Origin of the sequence: Pseudomonas sp. 8O (assembly GCF_902506495.1) — a bacterium.
GTDB classification, from domain to species: Bacteria; Pseudomonadota; Gammaproteobacteria; order Pseudomonadales; family Pseudomonadaceae; genus Aquipseudomonas; species Aquipseudomonas chaetocerotis.
This window is the reverse complement of sequence record NZ_LR733265.1, coordinates 486,731-511,312: the sequence shown is the minus strand read 5'-3', so window position 1 is coordinate 511,312 and position 24,582 is coordinate 486,731. Positions and strand designations below refer to the sequence as shown.

At 64.7% G+C, this 24,582-nt stretch carries 15 protein-coding genes and 1 pseudogene; 7 read left to right on the top strand and 9 right to left on the bottom strand.

Annotated features, from left to right (window positions below):
- Positions 1-83 precede the first annotated feature (83 nt).
- Complete coding sequence (locus GV002_RS15850) at positions 84-1,211, top strand: GGDEF domain-containing protein (RefSeq protein ID WP_160019316.1); 1,128 nt, start codon at positions 84-86, stop codon at positions 1,209-1,211.
- A 106-nt stretch (positions 1,212-1,317) separates the two neighbouring features.
- On the opposite strand, the gene GV002_RS24640 is transcribed toward GV002_RS15850, so the two are convergent.
- The 5 genes and pseudogenes from GV002_RS24640 to GV002_RS15830 form a co-directional block, all read right to left on the bottom strand.
- Positions 1,318-2,046: a methyl-accepting chemotaxis protein gene (locus GV002_RS24640; RefSeq protein WP_372241843.1), complete on the bottom strand. Its 729-nt coding sequence runs from the start codon at positions 2,044-2,046 to the stop codon at positions 1,318-1,320.
- Positions 2,047-2,181: 135 nt separating this feature from the next.
- Positions 2,182-3,204: pseudogene (locus GV002_RS24635) on the bottom strand (cache domain-containing protein); the annotation flags it as partial.
- Between the two features lie 235 nt (positions 3,205-3,439).
- A complete protein-coding gene (gene pbpC, locus GV002_RS15840; protein ID WP_160019314.1) occupies positions 3,440-5,764 on the bottom strand; it encodes a peptidoglycan glycosyltransferase PbpC in 2,325 nt (774 codons plus the stop codon).
- 72 nt (positions 5,765-5,836) lie between these two features.
- Positions 5,837-6,367, bottom strand: coding sequence for an REP-associated tyrosine transposase (locus GV002_RS15835; RefSeq protein ID WP_160019313.1), 531 nt, complete (start codon positions 6,365-6,367; stop codon positions 5,837-5,839).
- Between the two features lie 89 nt (positions 6,368-6,456).
- Positions 6,457-11,367 carry an alpha-2-macroglobulin family protein gene (locus tag GV002_RS15830; protein ID WP_160019312.1) on the bottom strand — a complete coding sequence of 1,637 codons (4,911 nt, stop codon included), beginning with the start codon at positions 11,365-11,367 and terminating at the stop codon, positions 6,457-6,459.
- 163 nt (positions 11,368-11,530) lie between these two features.
- Between GV002_RS15830 and GV002_RS15825 the strand changes: the two genes are divergently transcribed.
- Entirely contained in the window at positions 11,531-12,919 is a 1,389-nt protein-coding gene (locus tag GV002_RS15825) for an MATE family efflux transporter (protein ID WP_160019311.1), read from the top strand.
- 91 nt (positions 12,920-13,010) lie between these two features.
- Entirely contained in the window at positions 13,011-13,466 is a 456-nt protein-coding gene (locus tag GV002_RS15820) for a DUF2214 family protein (protein WP_160019310.1), read from the top strand.
- 165 nt (positions 13,467-13,631) lie between these two features.
- Here the strand turns inward: GV002_RS15820 and speA are convergent, their stop codons facing one another.
- The 4 genes from speA to GV002_RS15800 form a co-directional block, all read right to left on the bottom strand.
- Entirely contained in the window at positions 13,632-15,545 is a 1,914-nt protein-coding gene (gene speA, locus GV002_RS15815) for an arginine decarboxylase (protein ID WP_160019309.1), read from the bottom strand.
- Positions 15,546-15,666: 121 nt separating this feature from the next.
- Positions 15,667-16,038 (bottom strand): translation initiation factor Sui1, encoded by a 372-nt coding sequence (locus GV002_RS15810; protein ID WP_160019308.1) that lies wholly within the window; start codon positions 16,036-16,038, stop codon positions 15,667-15,669.
- A 431-nt stretch (positions 16,039-16,469) separates the two neighbouring features.
- Entirely contained in the window at positions 16,470-17,006 is a 537-nt protein-coding gene (locus tag GV002_RS15805; protein WP_160019307.1) for an NUDIX hydrolase, read from the bottom strand.
- Entirely contained in the window at positions 17,006-18,067 is a 1,062-nt protein-coding gene (locus tag GV002_RS15800) for a DUF2333 family protein (RefSeq protein ID WP_160019306.1), read from the bottom strand. Before GV002_RS15800 ends, GV002_RS15805 begins: the two co-directional genes overlap by 1 nt.
- Before the next feature lie 257 nt (positions 18,068-18,324).
- Between GV002_RS15800 and GV002_RS15795 the strand changes: the two genes are divergently transcribed.
- The 4 genes from GV002_RS15795 to aroQ all read left to right on the top strand — a co-directional run bounded on the left by GV002_RS15795 (position 18,325) and on the right by aroQ (position 24,570).
- On the top strand, positions 18,325-19,938 hold the full coding sequence (locus GV002_RS15795) for a response regulator (RefSeq protein ID WP_160019305.1): 1,614 nt from the start codon (positions 18,325-18,327) through the stop codon (positions 19,936-19,938).
- Between the two features lie 96 nt (positions 19,939-20,034).
- Positions 20,035-21,999 (top strand): methyl-accepting chemotaxis protein, encoded by a 1,965-nt coding sequence (locus GV002_RS15790; RefSeq protein WP_160019304.1) that lies wholly within the window; start codon positions 20,035-20,037, stop codon positions 21,997-21,999.
- A gap of 168 nt (positions 22,000-22,167) precedes the next feature.
- Positions 22,168-23,955 (top strand): protein-disulfide reductase DsbD, encoded by a 1,788-nt coding sequence (locus GV002_RS15785; protein ID WP_160019303.1) that lies wholly within the window; start codon positions 22,168-22,170, stop codon positions 23,953-23,955.
- A gap of 168 nt (positions 23,956-24,123) precedes the next feature.
- A complete protein-coding gene (gene aroQ / locus GV002_RS15780; protein ID WP_104727239.1) occupies positions 24,124-24,570 on the top strand; it encodes a type II 3-dehydroquinate dehydratase in 447 nt (148 codons plus the stop codon).
- The last annotated feature ends 12 nt before the right edge of the window (positions 24,571-24,582 follow it).

Sequence of the window (24,582 nt, the reverse complement as noted above, 5' to 3'; positions counted from 1 at the left end):
CGGCGCAGGATGCTGGCCAATCGACACCCTTGCTGCAAGCAAAAAGCGCTATGCTCACGCGAGAGCATTCTGTGATCACAAAAATGACCGACGCCGAAGTACCGCGCCAACCCAATACCTTCGCCCTGTGGCGTGAAGTGGATGACACCCGCATCCGCACGCGTCTGGGAGGATTCTTCTACCTGCTTGCCTGGCTGCTGACCTGGGTGTTCAGTGCCGATCCTGGCAGCCTGATTCCAAGCGGTGTGCTGGGCTGCACGGTGTTCGCCGTACTATTGGCTGCACGCCTGCTGCACCGTCCTGATGGAATCCACCACCCTGAGCAACTGCAACGCTGGCTCGATCACCACTGGGGGCTGATCCTTCTCACCGCCTTGTGCTGGGGGCAGGCTCACGCGCTGGCGCTATACAGCGACGCCTACAACGACTCGGAAATGATCGCCACCCTCGCCACGGTGGCCTTCGGTACGGCGATGACCTTCAACTTCGCCATGCGCCGTGGCCGCGCCCTGCTGGCCCTGGCCCTGCTCTACCTGCCGGGCCTGGCGGTGATGGCGCTGAATTGGCAGCACCAGCACGCGATGTTGATCACCCTGACCTTCTACCTCGGCTATCTGATTCTGGTGTTGGGCCGCAATCACCGTGAATACCGAGCGACCCTCGACCTGGAGCTGAAGCTGCTGGAGCAGCAGAGTCAGCTCGATCTGCTCAGCCGCACCGACAGCCTGACACAGCTGGGCAACCGCTATCAGTTCAACAACCTGTTCCCCAGCCTGGTAGCCAATGCGGTGCGCCAGGGCGAGCCGCTGTCGCTGGTGCTGATGGATATCGACTTTTTCAAGAAGGTCAACGATGAACACGGCCACGCCGGTGGCGATGCTTGCCTGAGCGCATTCGCCGAACGCATGCGCAAGGTGTTTCGCCGTGATGCCGATGCCCTGCTGCGCCTGGGTGGCGAAGAATTCGGCGTGCTGCTGCCGGGCACCACCCTGGCCCAGGCGTGGGATATGGCCGAGCAATTTCGTCAGGAACTGGCAACGGAAGGCCTGCTGCTGGCCGGTCAGCGCCTGGAGCTGACCACCAGTCTGGGCGTCGGCTGCTTCAGCAGCAGTCATGACGGCGACGCCGACGCCTTCTTCAGACGCGTCGACGGTGCGCTCTACCGCGCCAAACGCGAGGGCCGCAACCGCCTGGTTACGGCCGATCACTGAGGCTCTGCTGGGTCGTGCGGGGTTTGGGTAGGGGGCGCAGCGCGCACCAGCAAATCTGCGGCGATAAGCGGTGCACACAGCGCACCCTACCAAGACAGCACCCCGACTAGAGGCGGAACTTGCCCATCTGCCCGGCCAGGTCATCGGCCAGGCGGCTCAGGGTCTGACAATCCTCGCGGCAGGCGCGCACCTCACCAGTGGTGGCGTGCGCCAGATCGGCGATGCCCTGCACGTTGCGGTTGATCTCCTCGGTCACCGAGCTCTGCTCTTCGGTCGCCGCCGCCACCTGGGTGTTCATGTCGCTGATGCGCTCGACCTGCTCGGTGATGGCGCCGAGCGACTGCCCGGTGCGCTGACTCGCCTCGACACCGGTGCCGGTGGCCGATTGCCCCGCGTGCATGGAACTGACGGCCGTTTCCGCGCCCTGCTTGAGGCGTTGAATCATCTGCTGGATCTCGTCGGTCGACGCCTGAGTACGGCTGGCCAGCGTGCGCACCTCGTCAGCCACCACAGCGAAGCCGCGCCCCATCTCCCCGGCACGTGCCGCCTCGATGGCGGCGTTGAGCGCCAGCAGGTTGGTCTGTTCGGAGATACCGCGAATCACCGCCAGCACCTGATCGATGGAAGCGACCTGCTCGGCCAGCTGAGCGACCGCACCCGCCGCGCTGCCAATATCGGCGGACATTCGCTCGATATGGGCGATGGACTGGCCTACCACCTGACGCGCGCTCTGCGCCTCGTCGCGTGCGCTGTGCGAGGACTGCGCAGCGTTACTGGCGTTGCGCGCGATCTCCTGCACGGTCAGGCCCATCTCGTGTACGGCGGTGGCCACCATGTCGGTCATTTCCTGCTGCTGGCCGGCGCGCCCTGCGGTGTTCTCCACCACCCGCGCCACCTGGCCGACTGCGGTACGCAACCGCTCACTGGTGGCCAGCACATCGCCGATCAGGTCGCGCTGACTGGCGAGAAAGCGATTGAAGCCACGGGCCAGATCGCCCAGCTCATCGGCCCGCGATTCATCCAGGCGGCGCGTCAGATCACCACCGCCACCACCGATTTCCACCAGTGCCTGGGTCACCTGACGGATCGGCCGCACCAGACCGCGAGCCAGCAGCACCACCAGCCCCAGGAACAACAGCGCAACGGCCACACCAATCAGGCTGGTCATCAGCAGCGCCTGCCGAGCCTCGGCGTAGACTTCGGCCTCAGGCACCTCGCTGACCAGCAGCCAGTCGATACTGGCGAACTTCTGCGCCACGGCGAGAAAGATCTCGCCATCGCGCTCGAACCGTACCGCCCGGCTGTCGCCTGCAAGCACCTGACGGCTGGCGTCGGCGCCGAAGAGTTCGGCGAGCTTGCCACTGCCGCTCAGCTGCGAACGCGGGTGGACCTTGACGCTGCCCTGGCTGTCGATGAGAAACACCTGGCCGCGCTCGCCGAAACGGAACTCGCTGATCATCTTCGACATGTCCGCCAGGTTGTAGCCCAGCCCCGAGACGCCGAGCGTCTTGCCGCCACGCTTGATGCGCTGATTGATGAACAGCGTGGGCAGCCGCGTGGTCTTGTCGATGTCGATTTCCAGCACCCGGTCACGGTCGCTGTCGACCAGGCGATAGAACCACTGGTTCTCCGCCTGACTGCGGTCCAGGGTGCGCATCAGCCCTTCACCGGTGGTGTAGTTGCCACTGGCCAGGGCGACGATGGAGGTGGTCATGGCGTTCTGCTGGGCGCGCACGCCCTCCAGATAGCGCGCGAATTCGTCACGCCGGGTGGCATCCTCGCCAGCGGCCAGCCAATCCTGCACCAGGCTGTTCTCGGCAATCGAGGCGTTGGCGGTAATGGGCGCAGTCAGCACCCGCTCCAGGTCGTTGCGGATCGCCAGCACCCGCGCTGGCAGCGCTTCTTCGATCAGGTAGCGTTCAGTCAGGCGATCGACCACCGCCGAGTAGATGCCGACGACGATCAGAATGCTGGCCAGCAGGGCAGCGCCCATGCTGAGGATCAACTGCCACTGAATACTGCGTTGCCAGAGGCGCATGGAGGCTTCTCCCGGTTATTATTCTTGAGCTCACCCGAGCAATTGGATACAAAAATGTACACAAATTGCAAATCGATTACCGCCAGGTTTCATATCGGCGGCTCACGACAGAGCTTTATTCGCTCCAGGCGAGATCATGCGCAGTGATGATCAGGGCGCAGGCCAGAGCGGTCGGCGCCAGCGGCGCGCTTTACGGCCCTACGCTGAACTCCAGACGAGCGGTCTGGCCACCCTCGTCGAGCACGCTCAGTTGATGCCTGCCGCTGTCGAAGGCGTGATTGAAAGGTGCATCCAGCGCAGTGTCACCCAGCGGTCGGCCATCGAGGAACCACCAGCGCCGACCACTTCCTCCCAGCGCTGAAAGGCTGAGCCGCAGCGGCTCATGCATGCCCTGCGGACGACGCAGACGATCACCGTCGCGCACACCGACGATGGACAGCGGCGCCACCTGGCTGCTGCGCGGTGGCGGGCAGCTCGGGTCGACGTTCGGCAAACGTGCCGTACGCTGTTCACGACGCGGTAGCCAGGGCTCCAATGGCGCCGGCCACAAGGCCAGTTCACGCACCTCGGCTCCCGGGCAGCCCGGACCAACGCGACGCCCACCGGCATTCAACCAATAGCGCTCGCGCAGGCCGCTGCCCAACGGCTGATCAGCGGCCAGCAGCGTCGGTGGCGTGGTGCCTTCGAGCGTCCAGGCAAAGCGCAGGCGCCGACAGTTGGGATCATCCTTGCTCATCGGCTGCCCCAGCGGCCAGCAGATGGCGGCCACGCCAACCTCGGCCGGCTGTGGATCGGCCGGCGCAGCGATGCCGCGCTGGCTGTCACGATTGACCAGTAGATCATGCACCTGCAGCAGCAGCGGGGCAGCGGAAGCCAGGCCGAACTGGCCGGGCACCGGGGTGCCGTCCGGGCGACCGATCCAGATACCGATCAGATGACGCGGACCAACGCCGATGGCCCAGGCATCGCGAAAGCCGTAGCTGGTGCCGGTCTTCCAGGCCAGGGTCGGGCGCTGTGCCAGGTAGGCGCGCGGGTCGCGATCCGGGCGTGCCTGGCCGCTGAGAATGCGCCGGATGATCCAGGCCGAGCCGGGCGACAGCAGGCGCCGCTCGCGCAGTTGATCATCTGGTTGCAGGCGAGGTCTGGCCGCCATGCCGCCGCGCGCGAAGGCGCTGTAACCCGCCACCAGCGACTCCAGGCGCGAACCGCCGCCACCGAGGATCAGCGCCAGGTTCGGCTCGGCCAGCGCCGGCAGGCGAATCGGCACACCGGCACTGCGCAATTCGCCGGCAAAGCGCTTCGGCCCGTAGGCTTCGAGCAACTGCACGGCCGGCAGGTTGAGCGAGGTGGCCAGCGCCTCGCTGGCCGACACCGGGCCGATGAAGCCGGTAGAGAAGTTGCCTGGCCGGTAGTCACCGTAGTGCCGGGGCACGTCCTGCAGCAGCGACTCGGAGTGGATCAGCCCGGCATCCAGGGCCATGCCGTAGAGGAAGGGTTTGAGCGTCGAGCCGGGCGAACGCAGGGCGCGCACCATGTCGACATGACCGAAGCGCGAGGTGTCGGCGATATCCACCGAGCCAAGGTAGGCGCGCACGGCCATGCTCTCGTGCTCCACGACCAGGATCGCCGCCGAGGTGCGCTCCGGCAGACGTGCCCGCCAGCCCAGCAGCAGATCCTCCAGACGCAACTGCAGGCCGGCATCGAGGGTGGTATGGATCAATGGCGGGCTGCCGGCACGGTTCAGTCGCCGCGCCAGCAAGGGCGCCAGGCTCGGCTCACGGCGCGGCGCGAGAAACACCGGCTCCTCCAGCGCCTCATCCACCTGGGCCTGTGGCCACACCTGAAATTCGCCCAGACGCCGCAGCACCTTGTCACGCGCTGCCTGGGCGCGTTCGGGATGGCGGTCCGGGCGCAAGCGGCTGGGCGCCTGCGGCAGCACCGCGAGCAGCGCGGCATCGGCACGCGTGAGCTGACTTGGTGGTTTGCCCAGGTAACTCCAGCTCGCCGCCGCGACGCCCTCGAGGGTGCCTCCGAAGGGCGCGCGGTTCAGATACAGGGTAAGGATTTCATCCTTGGACAGATGCCATTCCAGCTGCGCCGTGCGCCAGAGTTGCTTGAGTTTGCCGGGCAGGTCACGGCCATGCGGATCGAGCAGACGCGCCACCTGCATCGACAGCGTACTGCCGCCGGACACCACGCGCCCGCCGGTGAGGTTCTGCCAGGCCGCACGGCCCAGCGCCAGTGGGTTGATGCCGGGGTGCTGGCGGAACCAGCGGTCCTCGTAGGTCAGCAGCGCCTCCAGGTAATAGGGCGAAACTTCATCCGGCGTCACCGGATAACGCCATACACCGTCACGATCAGCGAAGCGCCAAAGCGGCGTGCCGTCCTCGGCCAGCACCACCCGCGCCAGATCGTCCTCGGGCAGGGGTAGCGGGAACAGGCGGTCGGCTAGCCAGAACAGGGCCAGGGGAACGCAAGCGAGTATGAGCCAGCGACGCAAGTGGTTGAGTCGCATGGTCAGCACAAGCTCCCGGATTGCATCCGGGATACAGGGTCGGCGTAGCCCGGATGCAATCCGGGGATCACCTTACTCACCAGCATTTTCGATCTCAACGCCTGTGCCACCCGCCCAATCGCTGGGTAGCAAACCTTGCCGTACATAGTGATGAAAACTGGAAAACGGCCAATCCTGTACACGAGCGACCAGACCATGCTTGAGCGGATTGACATGAATGTAATCCACATGGTTGCGGTAGTCCTGCTCGTCACGGATCAGATGCTCCCAGAAACGTCGCTGCCAGATATTGGCTTCGCCCTTGGCGTTGGTCTGCACTCTGATCCCGACCTGTTGGCGTAACGCAACAATGAATTCTCTCTTGAGCTTGCGAACCCGTGCAGAGAAGTCGGCGTCATCGGTCGGCAACACCATCAGCATATGCAGATGGTCGGGTAGCACGACCAGAGCAGGAAGGCGAAAAGGCCTCTGCGCTTGAACGCTCCGTAGGCACTGACGAAGCCGAGTTGAATATCTGACCAGCAAGTCGCTGGACCTGTCTTGCAGTGCCAGGGTCAGGAAATAACAACCACCTGCCACCCGGGCTCTTCGGTAAGCGACCATGATCGGGCCTCCGTGCCCACTCAACAAAGCTCCCGGATTGCATCCGGGCTACGCGACTCCTGTAGCCCGGATGCAATCCGGGCTCGCTTTTAGCGCCCCCTCACCACCAGACTATCCGGCGCACTGCCCAGCGCCTGCCAGCTCGGCCGGTACATGGACTCCACCTGCGGTGGCGGCACGCGGTAGCTGCCAGGCGTCACCGCGCGGGCCAGGTAGAGCAGATGGGTGGTGCCGTAGCCTTCCACATCCACCGCTGCCACGTAGCGATCACCGCGATACTCCTGATGCTTGATCCGCGCATTCTGCATGGAACGACGCCATTCCTTGACGTTGCTGCCGGCGTCATCGAGGCTCGCTGCGCTTTGTGCCAGGTTCTGGTTCTCCAGCTCCAGGCCGGCCGGCAGCAGGTCGACGACCAGGGCGTCCGGCACGCGCTGCGTGGCCCTCACAGCCAGGTGCACCAGCACCAGCTCGCCGCTGTCCAGACGCTGTAGATCGAGCGGGCGGCCATCCATGCTGAGGTATTCGCGCTCGATGCTGAGGTTTTCGCCACCGGCGCGCGGCGCCTGACTCGGGTAACCGGACAGGGTCAGTTGCTGATACAACGTGGCGCTGCCGGCATTGCTCACGCTCAGCGGTTCGGCCAGTTCGCCACGCTCCAGCTTGATACCGGGCTGCTGGTTGCTCAGGTCGAACTGGAAGGCACCACTGGCCAGTTTGGCGCTCCAGGCCTGCTCGGGTTTGCCAAGAATGCCGCGGCCGGCGAGGAACAGCGAGTTGCGCTCCTGGGTCGACAGCCAGCGCTGGCCGGCCAGTTCATCCGCCAGGTTGAACAGACGCTGCTCGCGCTGACCAGTCGCCAGGTCGTGCTCTTCCAGCAGGGCGAGGATCAGTGCTTGGTCACGTAGCGGGCTGCCATAGTCGGCCATCCAGCGTTCGCCATCGCGCTGCTGGATCAACCCCTGATTCAACGCCTGCTCGGCACGCGGCGCATCGCCCATCAGTTTCAGCGCAGCCGCCAGGTGCACCAACGGCAGGCCGGAACGCGCTTCGTTGCGACGGTCGAACAGGCTGCGCAGCGCACCCAGAGGCGCTTGCTGGCTGCGCGCCAGAACATAGCCGGCATAAGCCTGCACGGCGAAGCGGGTGTGAGCGAAGTCCTGGCTGTAACTGGCCTCGATCAGGCTGCTCTGCTGCAGGTAGCGCAGCAGGCGATCACTGGCCTTCTTCAGTGCCTCTGGCGGCACGCCGAAGCCTTGCTCACGGGCACGCAGGAGGAAGTCGGTGACATAGGCGGTCAGCCAGTATTCCTCTTCGCTCTCGGCGCTCCACAAGCCAAAGCCACCGTTGTGACGCTGCATACCGAGCAGGCGCTCGATACCCAGCTCGATACTCTTGCGTCGCTGCTCGTCCGGCTCGCCCTCCAGCCCCAGGCGTTTGAGGCTGGCGGCATCGGCGTAGAGCGACGGGTACAGGCCACTGGTGGTCTGCTCCAGGCAACCATAGGGATAGGCCTTGAGCGCACGAATCTGCTCACCGAGATTCAGCGGCGGCCGGCTCGACAAGGCCAGCACGGCCTCCAGCCCGGCAGGCTCGAACTGGTTGAGGGTGCCAGCCGGCATGCTCCAGGGCTCGCCTTCGCCGAGAACCGCACGGAAGTGTTGCAGCTGCGCCGGATAAGCCGGGCGAATCCCCAGCGTCCACTCACGGCTGAAATCACCCAGCGTCTCATCCGGCAACGCCAGGCCCTGCACCTCGACATGAATACGGCCTTGCCCCAGACCGCCTTCGGCACGCACCGGAATGCGCAAGGTGGTGCGTTCGCCATCTTTCAGGCTGATCGGTGATTCCCCCTTGCCGAGCAGGCGCAGCTGACCTTCGACGCCGAGTTGCACGTCGAGCTTCTGCTCGCTGCCGGACAGGTTGGTCAGATCCAGCGCCAGGGTGGTTTCGTCGCCACCGGCGAGGAAGCGCGGCATCGACAGCTCGGCGATCAGCGGCGCTGCGACCACTGTCTTGGCCTCGGCCATGCCGAAGCGCTCGTCGGTCCAGGCCTGCGCCATCAGACGCAGCTCACCGTTGAAGTCGGGGATATCCAGGCTGACTTCGCCCTCGCCCTTGTCGTTCAGCTTCAGCGCATCGCTCTGCAGCGCGACGATCAGCACGCTGGTATCCGGACGCTTGCCACCGGCGGCGAGACCGGCGTCACCGCCGAAGGCCAGGCTGGCGACACGCCCCTGGGCCTCGATCAGTTGACCGTAGATATCCAGCTGGTCGGCACCATAGGCCTTGCGCCCGAAGAAATTGGCGAACGGATCGGGCGTGGCGTAGCTGGTGATGTTGAGAATGCCCACATCGACCGCAGCGACCAGTACATGCACCTTCTCGGGAATGCTGCCGTCGGCGTTGCGCGCGCTGACCTTTACCGTCAGCGGCTGCTTCGGACGCATTTTTTCCGGCGCTTCCAGGCTCAGCGCCAACTTGCGCGGGGCGCGCTCCAGGGGCAGGTGCAGCAGGCCAACGGCACGCTTCGGCGTGACCTGCGCCTTGCGCTCGCCGGGGCGAATCACCAGGGCACTGAGATAGAGGTCATGGCGCGCCCATTTCTGGTCGATGGGCAGCTCGAAGGTCTTGCCGCCTGCCGGCACGCTGATCTCCTGCCACCACAGCGGCCCCTCGCTGGACTCGACCAGCAGGTAGCCGTTACCGGCCGCTGGCGGGGTGACGGTGATCTTCGCCACATCGCCCGCGGCGTAGGCCGGCTTGTCCAGCGCCAGCTTGACCTGGTCGGGGCGCACTGCGCCGCCGTCGGCGTTGTCCTGCCAGCGGTAGCCGGCCCAGAAACGCAGGCTGCTGACCAGGCCGGTCTGGTTGTCCACCACCTCGACCCGGTACGGGCCCCACTCCACCGGGAAACTGACCTTGGCGGTGCCGCCAGCGGTGATCTTCAGGGGCTCGTCGCTGAGGGTGAGGAACTTCTCGTTGTAGTTGTGGCGCCAGCCCTCACCGTCGGAGAAGCTCCAGAAGTAGTCGCGGCGCTCACGCACCAGACGCACATTGAGGTTGTCGGCCGCCAGCTTGTTGCCGGCGGCGTCGGCCACCAGGATTTCGAATTCGGCCAGGCTGTCGGCATCGACCTCTTCGCCCTCGAACAGCCCGCGCAGACCTGGCAGGCGCTCGGCCGGCCATACCGGCTGGATGATACGCCGGGTGATCGGGCGGCCACCGGACTCCTGCAGGCTGGCCTGAAGGATCAGGCGCAGCGGTGATCTGGCGTCGCTCCAGCGGTTTTCCGGGCGCAATACGGCGCGGCCCTGGTCGTCGAGATTGACCTCGTCGATTTCCTGGTCCTGGCTCAGGTCGGCCTCGGTGATGTCGCCGAACTGATAGCCCGGCAAGCTCGCCACCGCTTCACGCAGCGGGCGTACGTAAAGCTGCCCGGTCAGGCGGTTGCCAGCGGCCGGCGCACCGTAGAGGTAACGCCCGGTCACCGCGAACTCGGCGCTGTCGCCCGGCGTGTAGGGCTGCTCCTGGCCCTTGAGTTCCAGGGCCAGGCGCTCGGGGAGGAAGTCCTCGACGAGGAATTCGTAGAGCTGCGGGTTGCCGTCGCCGAGGTCCAGCAGCAACTGCCAGCGACCGGTCGGCGCTTCTTCGGCAAGCGGCAGCTGATACTGATAGAGACCGTCATCACCGGCATTCCAGACGAACTTGCGGCTGATCTGCTCATCCGGGCGACGCACTTCGACACTGACCGGCTGAGTCTTGACCGGGCTGCCGTCGGCATCACGCAACAGGCCGTTGAGCAGCACGGTCTCGCCGGGGCGATACAGATCGCGCGGGCCGAACACGAAGAACTGCAGGGCATGCGCTTTCGGGCCGGTGATGTCGAACTCGGCCAGGTCCAGCGCCGGGGTGTTCAGGCGCAGCAGGCTGGTCTGCTCGTCCTGCTTGGCCAGCAGCACCTGGGCCTTGGCTGACAACGGCAGTTGCGCATGGCCAGCCGAATCGGTCTTGCCTTCGGCGAGCAGGGCACCTTCACCGTCGAGCAGCTCAAGCTGCACGCCGGACTGCGCCTTGCCACCTTCCAGCGCCTGGGTAAACACGTCAAGACGGTCGCGATAGCGATGCGCGGACAGGCCGATATCACTCAGGGAAAACAGCGTCGCCGGTTGCGAGTAGCTGTAGCTGCCGGCCTCACGCATCACCGCCAGGTAAACGCCCGGCTGCTTGAACGGCTCCAGGCCGGCGATGGGCAACAGCAGGGTTTCGCGGGTGTTGCGCGCCGGATTGAGGTCGAAGCGACCGCCATAGACCAGATCGGCCATCGGCAGCATTTCGCGCGCCTCCCAGGTATCCAGATTGCTGGAACGCCCCCAGCGGGACAGGAAGCGCGGCAGAGCCTCGGGCTTGATGCGGAAGAACTCGACGTTGACCTTGTCGACGTTCAGCGCGATCACCGGCAGGCCTTCGGCCAGGCGTGTCGGCAGCAGCGAACCACGGCTGGCGAAACCGACGCTGGCCTGCAGGTCGCGGGTTTCGAAGCGACTGACATGTTCGGCAGCGAGCTTGCCACCATTGATCGACTTCAGGCCGGCATCGATGGTCAGCACCAGTTTGCGCTGCGGCTCCAGATGGCGCAGGCGCAACTCGCTGATGTTGTCGGTCAGTTCCCAGGCGCCATCGACCTTGCCGGTCTTGCTGTCGACCAGGTGCAGGCGCTCGGCGAAGGACTGGTCGGGGTCCAGCGGGATGGAGAAGGTCACCGACAGCGCGCTGGCGCCGTCGAGTTGCACCTCGGAAACGTCCACCACCTCCAGCTCGCGGCCGGCATAGCGCTTGGCCAGCGCGTCGCGGTCGACCGCAGGCGCAGGCACTTGCGGCTGTTGTGCGGCAGGCGCGGCGGGGGTCACCGTGGCAGGGGGTTCAGAAGAATCGCAGGCACTGAGCAGGGTCAGGGGCAGTGTGAGTGCGAGGGCCAGAAGCAGTCCTTTGTTCGGCATTGCGGGCTCCGGAATCAGGGGGCGCAGAAGCCGACAACTATAGCCGAGGCGCCCTGCCAACGACGAGCCTTGCAGAAGAATTCGCCAAGCCACTCACACTCCTGAGGCGACGTGCGACCACGCCAGCGCTGTGCCTATAATCGGTGCTTTGCCGGAGCCGCCCATGTCCGCCCTGCTCGATGCCTGGCGCCACGCCCCGACCCAGCGCAAGGTCTGGGCCCTTGCCGCACCGATGATTCTCTCCAACCTGTCGGTGCCCATGGTGGCGCTGGTCGACACTGCCGTAGTTGGCCATCTGCCGCATGCCCACCAATTGGCTGCCGTGGCGGTGGGCGGCAGCCTCTACACCCTGCTGACCTGGGCCATGGGCTTTCTGCGCATGGGCAGTACCGGCTTCGCCGCTCAGGCGGCAGGGCGCGAGGACGGCGGCGCACTGCGCCAGGTATTGGTGCAAGGGCTCGGGCTGGGCGTGTTCATGGCCTTGCTTCTGGGCCTGCTGGCTTTGCCCTTCAGTAACGCCGCGCTGAGCCTGATGCAGCCCTCGGCCGAGTTGGATCAACTGGCGCGCCAGTATTTCCAGATCCGCCTGCTCGGCCTGCCCGCCAGCCTGGCGACCTACGCCCTGATCGGCTGGCTGCTGGGCACGCAGAGCGCCCGTGGCCCGCTGGCGATCCTGCTGACGGCCAACCTGATCAACGTGGCGCTCGACCTGCTGTTCGTGCTCGGTCTCGAATGGGGCGTGGCCGGTGCGGCCTGGGCATCGGTGATCGCCGAATGGAGTGGCGCCCTGCTCGGCCTGTGGCTGGCCCGCGGCGCGCTTGGGCGCTATCCGGGCCGCCTCGACAGCAGCGCGTTGAAACGCTGGAGCAACTGGCGCCCGCTGCTGGCAGTCAACCGTGACATCTTCATCCGTACCCTGGCGCTGCAACTGGTGTTCTTCCTGATCACCGTGAAAGGCACACGCCTTGGCGATGCCACAGTGGCTGCCAATGCACTGTTGCTCAACGGTCTGACGCTGACCGCCTATGCCCTCGACGGCCTGGCGCATGCCGTTGAAGCCCTGTGCGGCCACGCCTTGGGCGCGCATGATCGCGCTGCGCTGCGCCGTTCGCTACTGGTAGCCGGTGCCTGGTCGCTGCTGGCCAGCGCCGGCTTCGCCCTGTTCTTCCTGCTCGGCGGGCACTGGTTCGTCGGCATGCTCACAGATATCGCCGAAGTGCGCGAACTGGCCCTGAACTTCTTGCCGTATCTGGCGATGCTGCCGCTGCTGGCAGTGTGGAGTTACCTGCTTGACGGCCTGTTCATCGGTGCTACCCGCGCCCGGGAAATGCGCGACGCCATGCTCATCGCCCTGGCCTTGGCGTTGCCGCTGGCCTGGTGGCTGCAAAGCCTGGGCAATCACGGATTGTGGTTGGCATTCCTGGCCTTCATGGGGCTGCGCAGTCTGGTACTGGCTGGCTATGCTTGGCAACTGAGCCGTCGCGACCTGTGGTTCCCTTCCCCAGCATCAGGAGAGATCGCCCATACTCAGCGCCCCGCTACCCGCCAATGAAACCGAACGCCAGCGGGCACTCGATCGCCTGGAGCACGGCGGCCACAACCGCAGTGAAATCATCCCAAGCTCGCACTGAAAGGAAGCAATCATGGCTGCCGCGTTCGTCGCTTACCTGCACTACCTGTCAATCTTCGCGCTGTTCGCTCTGCTCAGCGTCGAACACGTGCAGTTCAAGGCGCCGCTGGATCTGCGCCGTGCGCGCAGCCTGATGATCACCGACATGGCCTACGGCATCTGCGCCGGCCTGGTGCTGGCCACCGGTGTCGCCCGCGTGCTGTGGTTCGGCAAGGGCGCCGCCTACTACATGGGCAACAGCCTGTTTCATGCCAAGGTGGGGCTTTTCGTCCTGGTTGGCCTGCTGTCGATCCTGCCCACGGTGGTGTTCATCAAGTGGCGCAAAACCGTGAAGGCCGGCCAGGTGCCCGAGCCGAGCGCCCGGCAGGTCGCCCTGGTGACCTGGAGCATCCGTATCGAGCTGCTGCTGTTGCTGGCGATCCCGCTGCTGGCCGCGCTGATGGCGCGTGGCTACGGGATGATCGGCTGAATCCTCGGCGCGGTGCGCACGGCGCACCCTACAGTAGGGTGTGCCGTGCGCACCAAGGGCCTCAGGAAGCCTGGTAGGACCGTAGCCCGGATGCAGTCCGGGAACGATACCCGACGTTGCACCATCCCCGGATTGCATCCGGGCTACCGGAGTTGCCGCAGGCGGCTACGAGGCCAGGTAGGACGAGCGGGTCAGGCCCAGACGCAAGGCATCAAGGAACTGCGTACGCTCACGGGCGCTGATCTTGGCGCTGGCCACCTTGTCGCGGTAGTGGGTCATCAGCTCTTCAGGCGACAGGTGCACGTAGCGCAGCATATCTTCGATGGTGTCGTGCGTCTCGATGCCGGCGTGCACCACGCTGCCATCGGCGCCCTGATAGATGTTCACCGAGTCGGTATCACCAAACAGGTTGTGCATGTCGCCGAGGATTTCCTGATAGGCGCCGACCAGGAAGATGCCCAGCACATAATCCTCACCTTCACGAATCTCGTGCACCGGCAGACTGGTCTCGATGGACTGCTCGTCGACGTACTGGCGGATCTTGCCGTCGGAGTCGCAGGTCAGGTCCTGCAGCACCGCGCGGCGCAACGGCTCCTCATCCAGACGCGACAGCGGCAGGATCGGCAGGATCTGGCCGATGGCCCAGGTGTCCGGAAGGCTCTGGAACACCGAGAAGTTGCAGATGTACTTGTCGGCGAGCTTGTCGTTGAGTTCGTCCAGCACCGCACGGTGCGAACGCTGACGCGCCTTGAGCTGGTTGTGCAGACGACGGCAGATGGCGAAGTAGCACTGCTCGGCCAGTGCCTTCTGCGCCAGGCTCAGCTTGCCGGCCGAATACTGCGCAGCCACTTCCTCGATGTAGTGGGTGGCGCGCCAGTAGGTTTCGGCGACCATTTCCGGGTCGCTGTCTTCCAGCAGCTCGATCAGCACTTGCAGCACTTCCGGCTGTTCGGCGCTGGCATCGATCTCCGGCACCTTGTCGTTGTGCCGCTCGACGTCGGTGACCTGCACCAGCAGCACGGCATGGTGCGCGGTCATCGCCCGGCCACTCTCGGAGAAGATGTGCGGATGGGGGATTTCCTGGCGGTCGCAGAATTCCTTGAGCATGTCGACCACGGCATCGGCGTAGTCCTGCATGTCGTAGTTGATCGAGCTGGCGTTACGCGAGTGAGTACCGTCGTAGTCCACGCCGAGGCCACCGCCGACGTCGATGTGATCGACCGGCAGACCCATGGCACGCAGCTCTCCGTAGTAGCGGATGGCCTCGCGGAAGCCCTTGCGGTAGTCGGCGATGTTGGCGATCTGCGAGCCCATGTGAAAGTGCAGCAGGCGAATGCCCTGATCCAGCCCGGCCGCGCGGAAGCGCTCGACCACCTGAAGGATCTGCGCAGCGGACAGACCGAACTTGGACTTCTCTCCGCCGGTGTCGGCCCACTTGCTCGACGCCAGCGAGGACAGACGCACGCGCAGGCCGATCTGCGGCGCGACCTTGAGTTCAGCCGCCTCCTCGATCACCAGGGCGACTTCCGACTCCTTCTCGATGACGATGAATACGTTGTGGCCGAGCTTCTGCCCCATCAGCGCCAGGCGAATGAATTCGCGGTCCTTGTAACCGTTGCAGACGATGGTGCCGCCCTTCGGTGCCAGCGCCAGCACCGCCAGCAGCTCGGGCTTGGAACCAGCCTCGAGGCCGATGGAGACGTTCTGCGTGGCGATGATGTTCTCGATCACCGCCTCCTGCTGGTTGACCTTGATCGGGTACAGCGCGGTGTAGCGGCTCTGGTATTCCAGGCGCTCGATGCTGGCATCGAAGGCTCCGGTCAAGCGGCGCACGCGGTCTTGCAGGATGTCCGGGAAACGCACCAGCAGCGGCAGCGACAGGCCGCTCTGACGCAGCTCGTCGACTTGCTGATAGAGGTCGATCGGCTGGCTGTCCGGGCCGTTGGGACGCACCTCGATACGCCCGGCATCGTTGATCGAAAAGTAACCGGCGCCCCAGTGGCGAATGCCATAGACACTACGGCTATCGGCTACGGTCCATTGGCTGCCGTCGTCTTTGCGGGTGCGTCGTGCGGACATCGGGTTCTCCCATGAGAAAAGCCTGACCTTGCTGGCGGCCAGTTTAGAAATGATGAAAGCAAGATGACGTTTGCTCGGTGGTTGACCCTATGAGCGTCATCCAAGTTTAGAAAAGGACTTATCAGCCGCCGGACTTCTTCGCGGTAAAGCCGCGCTTGGTCAGTTCGGCCAACAGCAGATCGACGTGATCACCCTGGATCTCGATCACCCCATCCTTGAGCGCGCCGCCGGTGCCGCAGCGTTTCTTCAACGCACTGGCCAGTTCCTTGAGCGGTTCCTCGGCCAGTGGCACGCCGCTGACGGTGGTAACGGTCTTGCCGCCACGGCCCTTGGTTTCACGACGCACACGGGCAATGCCGTCGCCTTCAGGAATGCGCGTCTGCTTGCAGATGCAGGCATCCACCGCCTGGTTGCAATCCGGGCAATGACGACCGCCATCGGTGGAATAGACGAGACCGCTCAGGGCGGAGAATGAAGAGGCTTTCTTGACCACCGGCTTGTCCTCGTAGGGGTCAGGATAGCGACTGGCTGAACGGGTTCAGCCGCGAAGCCCCACTCAGGCAGGGGCAGCGCAAGCGGACAGACGTCCGCCGAAAAGGCCGGGCAGTGTAACGGCAAAGGCGGCGCTTGCTAAGTATGGATTTGCGTCATTGTGCGGCACGATGGCGACGCCGTTCGTCATCGTGCACGGAGCGCTCGGAATCCGCGACGCCGTAGGGTGCGCGGTACGCGCCAAGGGCCCCTATTCGAGGTGAGGCGCACCCTACGAGCTAAGCTCGACGAAATACAGGTGCCGACACAAACACCCTCTCCCGCCCTTCGGGCACCCTCGGCTTGGGCATCCTGCGTCGCCCTACCTCCTGCATCCATGCAGTCGTCTCCCATAAATGGGAGAGGGACATCAGCTAGCCGCAAGCGGCCTGTTTATGGCCTTTTTATGTAGCGCTCCAGCGCAGCCAGCGAATCCGGGCAATACGGCAAGCGATGGGTTTCCTCCAACGCCTGCTCGACGCTGATGAAGCGCGCCTCCAGCACCTCCTCCGGCTGCAACACCAGCGGCGCATCGGATACAGCCGAGTAGGCCATGCACCACAGGCGACTTTCCGGAGCGTCATAGAGAAAGTGCGCATGCTCGGTCAGCTGGGCATCGACGATACCCAGCTCCTCGGCCAGCTCACGCTCGGCGGAGAGTCGGTAGTCCTCGCCTTCGAGCACCATGCCGCCGGCCGCCACGTCCCAGTATCCGGGATACAACGCCTTGCTCAAGGTGCGCCGATGCACGCACAACAGCCCGGCCGTGTTGAACAGGAGAATGTAGGTGCCACGCCCGATCAGCCGGCGCTCGCGCAGCTCGACACGAGAAACACCGCCCAGCGGCCGGTCGTGCTCATCGACCCAGGCCACGCGCTCGCGGTCGGAGGCAGCACGATGCGCCGCCTCCGCTGCCGAAATCGCGACCATCAACCCTGGCTCAGCAACTGACGCAGGTCGATCAGCCCCGCGTTGGCACGGGAGATGTAGTTGGCCATAACCAGCGAGTGATTGGCCAGAACGCCGTAACCGCTGCCGTTGAGGATCATCGGGCTCCACAGGGTGGCCTGCGCGGCTTCCAGCTCACGAATGATCTGGCGCACGCTGACGGTGGCGTTCTTTTTCGCCAGCACGTCGGCGAAGTCCACCTCGACAGCGCGCAGCAGGTGAGCCAGTGCCCAGGCCTGACCGCGAGCCTCGTAGAACACGTTGTCGATCTGCAGCCAGGGCGTCTCGTAAACGCCGCCCTCACCCACCTGCCCGGACTCTTCGGCATCGCTGCCCACCTGCAGTTTCTCGTTCAGGCGCACCTGCCCCACGCTGGCGGACAGGCGCTGAGACAGCGAGCCAAGACGTGTGCCGGCATCACCCAGCCAGTTGTTCAGGTTGTCGGCACGCGCGTAAAACTGTGCGTTTCTCTGCGCCGGGTCGGCCAGACGAGCCAGGTAGCGATCCAGCGACTTGATGCCCTCTCGGTACTCGGACTCGGACGCCGGTAACGCCCAGCTCTTGTTGTCGAAGTGAAAACGCGGCTCGGCCTTGGCCAGGTCCGGGTCCTCGGTGGACTGCGACTGCGAGCGGGCGAAGTCCTTGCGCAGGGCACGCGAGAAGTCGCGTACCTGCACCAGCACGCCATATTCCCAGCTCGGCATGTTGTCCAGCCACAGACCGGGCGGCGCAAGATCGTTGGACAGATAGCCGCCCGGTTTGTCGAGCAGCGTGCCAGCGACCTGCTTGAGGGTTTCCACCGAGGTGTAACCGGTGACCATCTGCCGTTGCGCCTGCTGCGCCGAACTCTGGGCATGCTGCTGGACCTGGAAGACAGACGGCTCCTGGCTCCAGTACCAGCCGACCACCAGGGCGATGAGCAGATAGACACCGATCAGACCGCCCAGAGCTCGAGCGATCAGGCTGCCGCCACTGCGACTGCCTCCTGAGGTCTTGGCGGCGCCGCCCTGCGAGTTCGTCGCGCGATTCTTCCAGTCCAGCATGGCAGTGTCCTTTTCAAGCGAATTCGAGTGTTCGACCACAACCCGAGCAACGGGTTGCGACCTGCTACGCACTATAAGGCAAGCCCACAGCAAAACGCAGGGCAGAGGGGCAAACTTAATGCGGGTAGGGGAAAACTAAAATTCTGTCGCTTATTCGACAGAAATACCGACGCCAATTGATCGACGGCAATGTCAGCGCCTCCAGCAAGTGATAGCATCGAGCCACCACTGACTTAACCACTTATAGAAGTCGGCCCATGACCGAGCACCCGGATCCCAGTCGAGATCGACTCAAGCACCATTTCGCCCAGCGCGTCATTCACCAGGCACGCCAGGTGCTGGAAGTCTGGCAGCGCCTGCAACGCAGCGAATGGAACGATGCCGGCATGGCTGAGCTGACCGAAGCCAACCTGCGACTGCTGCGTTACGCCGAGCGTTTCGAACAGACCGAGCACGCGCAACTGGCGCAAAGCATTGGCGTCAGCCTGGATGAAGTAGTGGAAAATCGCGGTCGCCTCAACAGCACGCTGATCGCCCGCCTCAATCAGGCCATGCAGCGCTTGTCGAGAACCGGCCTGCGTCATAGTGATGCCTTCGAACAGACCTTCCTGCCCCCCCTGCGCAAACCGGTTTATCTAGCCCTGCAGGATGCCCAGCGCGCCGAGCGTCTGGCCCAGCAACTGGATTTCTTCGGCCTGGCGGCGCAGGCCCTGGGCGATGAGTTCGCCTTCCGTGCCGCCATCAGCGAGCGCCACCCGGCCGCCATCATCATGGACGTCGACTTCGCCGGCGCAGGCCTGGAACTTGCCGACTCGGTGCAAGAAGGTCTGGAGCAGAAAATTCCGCTGCTGTTCTTCAGCCACTGCGATACCGACACCCCGACGCGCCTGGCTGCCGTACGTGCCGGCGGCCAGGAGTTCTTCACCGGCTCACTGGATGCATCGAGCCTGCTCGAACGCATCGAGGTACTGACCCACGTCTCGCAGTACGACCCGTACAAGGTGCTGATCGTCGACGATTCCAAGGCCCAGGCGACCCACACCGAGCGCGTACTCAACAGTGCCGGCATCCTCACCCACACCCTCACCGAGCCGATCCAGGCGATGGACGCGCTGGCCGAATTCCAGCCGGACCTGATCATCCTCGACATGTACATGCCCGAGTGCAACGGCACCGAACTGGCCAAGGTGATCCGCCACAATGACCGCTACGTCAGCGTGCCGATCATCTACCTGTCGGCCGAGGACGACCTGGACAAGCAGCTCGACGCCATGAGCGAGGGCGGCGACGACTTCCTCACCAAACCGATCAAGCCACGCCACCTGATCGCCACCGTGCGCAACCGCGCAGCCCGTGCGCGCAACCTCAAGGCGCGCATGGTGCGTGACAGCCTGACCGGCCTGTACAACCACACCCATACCCTGCAACTGCTCGATGACGCCTGCTTTCGCGCACGCCGCGAAGAGCAGCCGCTGGCCTTCGCCATGCTCGACATCGACCACTTCAAGAAGGTCAACGACACCTATGGTCACCCCATGGGCGACCGGGTGATCAAGAGCCTGGCGCTGTTCCTCAAGCAGCGCCTGCGCAAGACCGACCATATCGGTCGTTACGGCGGCGAGGAATTCGCCGTGGTGCTGCCCGATACCGACGAGCAATCGGCGCTCAAGGTGCTGGAAGAGATTCGCCAGCGCTTCGCCGAAATCCACTACCCGGCCCAGCCGCAGGACCTGTCCTGCACCTTCAGCTGTGGTATCGCCATGCTGCAACCGGGCCTGGATGGCAACACACTGTCCAAGCGCGCAGACGAAGCGCTGTACAAGGCCAAGCACGGTGGTCGTAACCGGGTGGAGCTGTACAGCAGCGAGTGACTCGCCGTAGAACGTGACACAGCTCACAGCGTCATCAGCCTGTAACCAAACCGCAATAAGCTCGCGGGCATCGTTCAGTCGTCGATCGAGCCCGCCATGCGCCTCAAGCTGCTCACCAACCTAAACACCCTGCTGCTGGTCACCGTTTGCGTTGCGCTGGCGGCGACGCTCTGGTGGTCGCAGCGCGCGTTGCAGCAACCGGTGCAACTGATGGAGCGCTACCTGACGCTGTCCCAGCAGTTCCAGCGCGAGGTGGCCGACAACATTCAGGCCTACCTGGCCAGTGGCAATGCCGTGCAACACAGCAGCGCGACCCAGGCCATCGACGCCTTCGACGACTCCCTCGAACAACTGCCGCAACAATTGACCACCGAGCTGCGCCCAAGCCTTGAGCAACTGCGCGACTTCAGCGCCAATCAACTGCTGGCGGCCGGCAAACTGGCCGGTGATCCGCAAGGCCTGCTGTTGCAAGCCGAACGCGAGATGCTCGCTGCGCTGGAACAACTGACCCAGTACGTCGCAGATGCCAGCAGCCCTGCCGCCGGTGAGTATCGCAAACCGCTGCAGGAAGCCGGTTCGCGCCTGCTCAAGCTCGCCCACGCCCGCGAACGTTTCACCAGTCAGGGTCGTAGCGAACTGCTCGGCGATGTCGAACGCGAACTCAAGGGCCTTGCCCAGCAGGCAGAGGCACTGGATAAATTGCCGCTACTCGGCGTGCAGCAGGCCGACAGCTCTGCCAGCGTCGGCTTCGCCGCGCTGCTCGGGCTGGATGACACACAACAGGAGCAACAGGCGCAGGATCGCGGCATCGAGCTGAAACGCGAACTTGGCTCTCTGGTGCGTCGCTACCCCAGTGAACTGCAACGCACTCGCGAGCTGGTCGAGCAACGCCAGCAACTGGCCTTGACCACCACCGAACGCGTGACCCAGGTGCAACAGGCACTGGCTGCGCTGGAGCCCCTGGTAAAAGGCGAATACGCACGCATTCAGGGCGAGGTACGACTGATTCAGGGCCTGATGATCGGCCTGATCCTGCTCATCGCCCTGCTCATCGACCGCATCCAGCGGCGCCTCTCGCAGGTGCTCGAGCGCCTGGTACCGGCGCTGTCACAGTGGGCCAAAGGTAATTTCGCAACGCCGATCAGCATCCACTCCCGCACCCGCGAGCTGCGCGATATCGAAGACTCGCTCAATCACCTGCGTCGCTATCTGGCGGAGCTGGTCACCAGCATCCGCGGCCATGCCGAGCATGTCGCCGGCTCCAGCCGTACCCTGGCCGATCTCAGCGGCGGCCTGCACGGCGGCGCCGAACGCCAGGCCGGCGATACCGCCCTGATCCGCGACGCGCTGGGCGAGCTGGAAGCGACCATCGGCCAGGTCGCCCAGGACGCCAGCCAGACCGCCGACGCCAGCCGCGATGCCGACCGCGCACTGGTCCAGGGCCAGCAGGTCATCGGCCAGAGCCTTCAGGGGCTGCACGCGCTGGTCACCGAGGTGCAGGACAATGCCCAGGCCATCGAGCGCCTGGCCGACGAGACCGCCACCATCGGCAGCGTGCTCACGGTGATTCGCGGCATCGCCGAACAGACCAACCTGCTCGCCCTCAACGCCGCCATCGAGGCCGCTCGCGCCGGCGAGGCCGGCCGTGGCTTTGCCGTGGTCGCCGACGAAGTACGCTCATTGTCGCAGCGCACCGGCAGCGCCACGGCGGAAATCCAGGATGTCATCGGCCGCCTGCAACAGGCTGCGCACCAGTCGGTACAAGCGATGCGCGCCCAGGTCGAACACGCCGAAACCACTGCCGGCAAGGCCGAGGCAGCCGATGGTGCGCTGGACGAGATCGTCAGTGCTATCCGCACCATCGCCAGCATGGCAGAGCGCATTGCCGAAGCCACCGCCCAGCAGAGCGATGCCGTCAGCGAGATTCGCGAACACGGCGAACGCATCCACCAGCTGGGCGACGACAACCTCGGTCTGATCGCCAACGGACGCAGCGAGAGTGAACGTCTGCTGCACCTGGGCGGCCAGTTGCACAGCGCCGTACAGGCGTTTCGCGTCTAACCGCCTGCGACACGGCAGCGCAGGCTCGATCTGCGCGGGAACTCTACAAGGCCGGCCTCCTCCAAGGTGCCGCTCATCCCCGGCAATCGACGTCCCGGCGCGGCAGCGACGATGCGGGCGGGCGCTTTCCGGTATCATGCCGCCACCTTCCGCCGAGATATTCGCCCGATGTCACTGCGTCGACTGCTACTTCCCCTGTTTCTGCTCTGCCTGAGCCTGCCCGCCAGCGCCAATCTGTTCGACCAGCGCCCAGCCGCCTCGCCGATTGGCGCGCCGCTGAACAACAGCAGTGACTTCCTGCCGGTGCGCGAAGCCTTCAAGCTGAGCCTGGTGAGCAGCGACGCACAGGCAGTGACGTTGCGCTTCGTCGCGACCGAGGGTTACTACCTCTATCGCCATCGTTTCAATTTCAGCGTCGAACCAGCGGATCTGGTGCTCGGCGACGCCGAATTGCCGGCAGGCGAGGCCAAGCACGACGAGTTCTTCGGCGATGTCGAGGTGTACTACGGCGTGCTGGATATCCGCGTGCCACTGGACAACCCAGACAACCGCCCGCTGCGCCTGCAGGTCGGCTACCAGGGTTGTGCCGACAAGGGCCTGTGCTATCCGCCCGAGACTGAATACATCGAGATCGGTGATATGCCTGCTGCCGACAGCAGCGATGTGGCATCGGTGGCAACCGGCTGGAACTGGAAAGAGCTGGCGCTGTTCTTCCTCGGCGGCCTGGCGCTGACCTTCACCCCCTGCGTGCTGCCGATGCTGCCGATCCTGTCCGGAGTGGTGCTGCGCGGGCAACTGGGGGGCTTTCGCAGCCTGACTCTGTCGCTCGCCTACGTGTTGCCGATGGCGATCTGTTTCGCCGTCCTCGGCACACTTATGGGGCTGTTCGGCGCCGGCCTCAATCTACAGGCGCGCCTGCAATCAGCCTGGGTGTTGGTGCCTTTCGCCGCCTTCTTCACCCTCTTCGCCCTGGCCATGTTCGGCCTGTTCGAGCTGCGCCTGCCGCGTTTCATCAGTGAACCGCTGGATCGCCTGGCCGGCAGGACCCATGGTGGCTCGCATCTGAATGCCGCAGTGCTCGGCGTACTCTCCAGCCTGCTGGTCAGCCCCTGCGTCTCGGCGCCACTGGCCGGAGCCCTGCTCTATATCAGCGCCAGTGGCGATGCCCTGGGCGGCGGCCTGAAGCTGCTCGCGCTCGGCCTCGGCATGGGTACGCCGCTGGTGCTGTTCGCTGTTGGCGGTGGTGCGCTGCTGCCGAAAACCGGCACTTGGATGGTGAGCGTACGCAATGCCTTCGGCGTGCTGCTCCTGGCCGTTTCGATCTGGCTGCTCGAGCGCGTGCTGCCTGGCAGTCTGAGTCTGGCCCTGTGGGGCCTGCTGGCGGGTGGCGTGGCAGTATTCCTCGGTGCGCTGGAGTTCGGCCCCAAGACACATCGACAGAAGCTCGGCCAGATCGCCGGCCTGGCGTTACTGGTCTATGCCCTGGCCGCCTGGGTCGGCGCCCTGCAGGGTGCGAGCGATCCGCTCAAGCCACTCGGCCAGCTGCAGGCTGGTGCCAGCCAGAGCAGCGCCAAGAGCGATGCCTGGCAAACCCTGAGCAGCCCCGCCGAGCTGGACGCCGCGCTGGCGCAGGCCAAAGCCAGCGGCCAACCGCTGCTGCTGGACTGGTACGCCGACTGGTGCATCAGCTGCAAGGTCATCGAGCGCGAGGTATTCGGTAATGCCGAAGTCGGCAGCAAGCTCGCTGACTGGCGCCTGATCCGCTTCGATATCACCGAAAGCAACGCCGCCCAGCGCGCCCTGCTGGACCGTTACAAGTTGTTCGGCCCGCCTGCCATCCAGTTGTTCGCCGGCAATGGTGACGAACTGCTCGATCTGCGTGTCGTAGGTGAAGTCGATGCCGCCACCTTCGCTGGCCGCCTGGATCAGGCCAGCAGCCGCCTGGCAGGTCGTTGAACGCTGTCGACGCGATCATCGCCCGCACGCTGCAAATGTCCTGGCAACGACCAAAACCAGCGCTATAGTCATATTTCTGCCGTAAACAGCAGGCATCGTGTCGACTATTGCTGACATCGCGCAGCTGCGGCATAGTCCTGCGCAGCCTGAACAACAAGGAACGCGACCATGGCCACCCTACTGGTGCTGCACGGCCCCAATCTGAATCTGCTGGGTACCCGCGAGCCCGACAAATACGGTGCCACCACCCTCGCCGAGATCAATCAGGATCTGGAACGCCGCGCACGCGAGGCGGGCCATCATCTGCTGTACCTGCAAAGCAATGCCGAGTACGAACTGATCGACCGCATTCACGCCGCAAAGGGTGAAGGTGTCGACTTCATCCTGATCAATCCTGCCGCTTTTACCCATACAAGCGTCGCATTACGTGACGCATTGCTGGCAGTGAGCATCCCATTCATCGAAGTGCACCTGTCCAACGTGCACAAGCGTGAACCTTTCCGCCATCACTCCTACTTTTCCGACGTTGCAGTCGGGGTGATCTGCGGCCTTGGCGCCAGCGGTTATCGGCTGGCCCTGGAAGCGGCACTCGAACAACTGACCGGGCGCGCCTGACGCGTAGCCTGG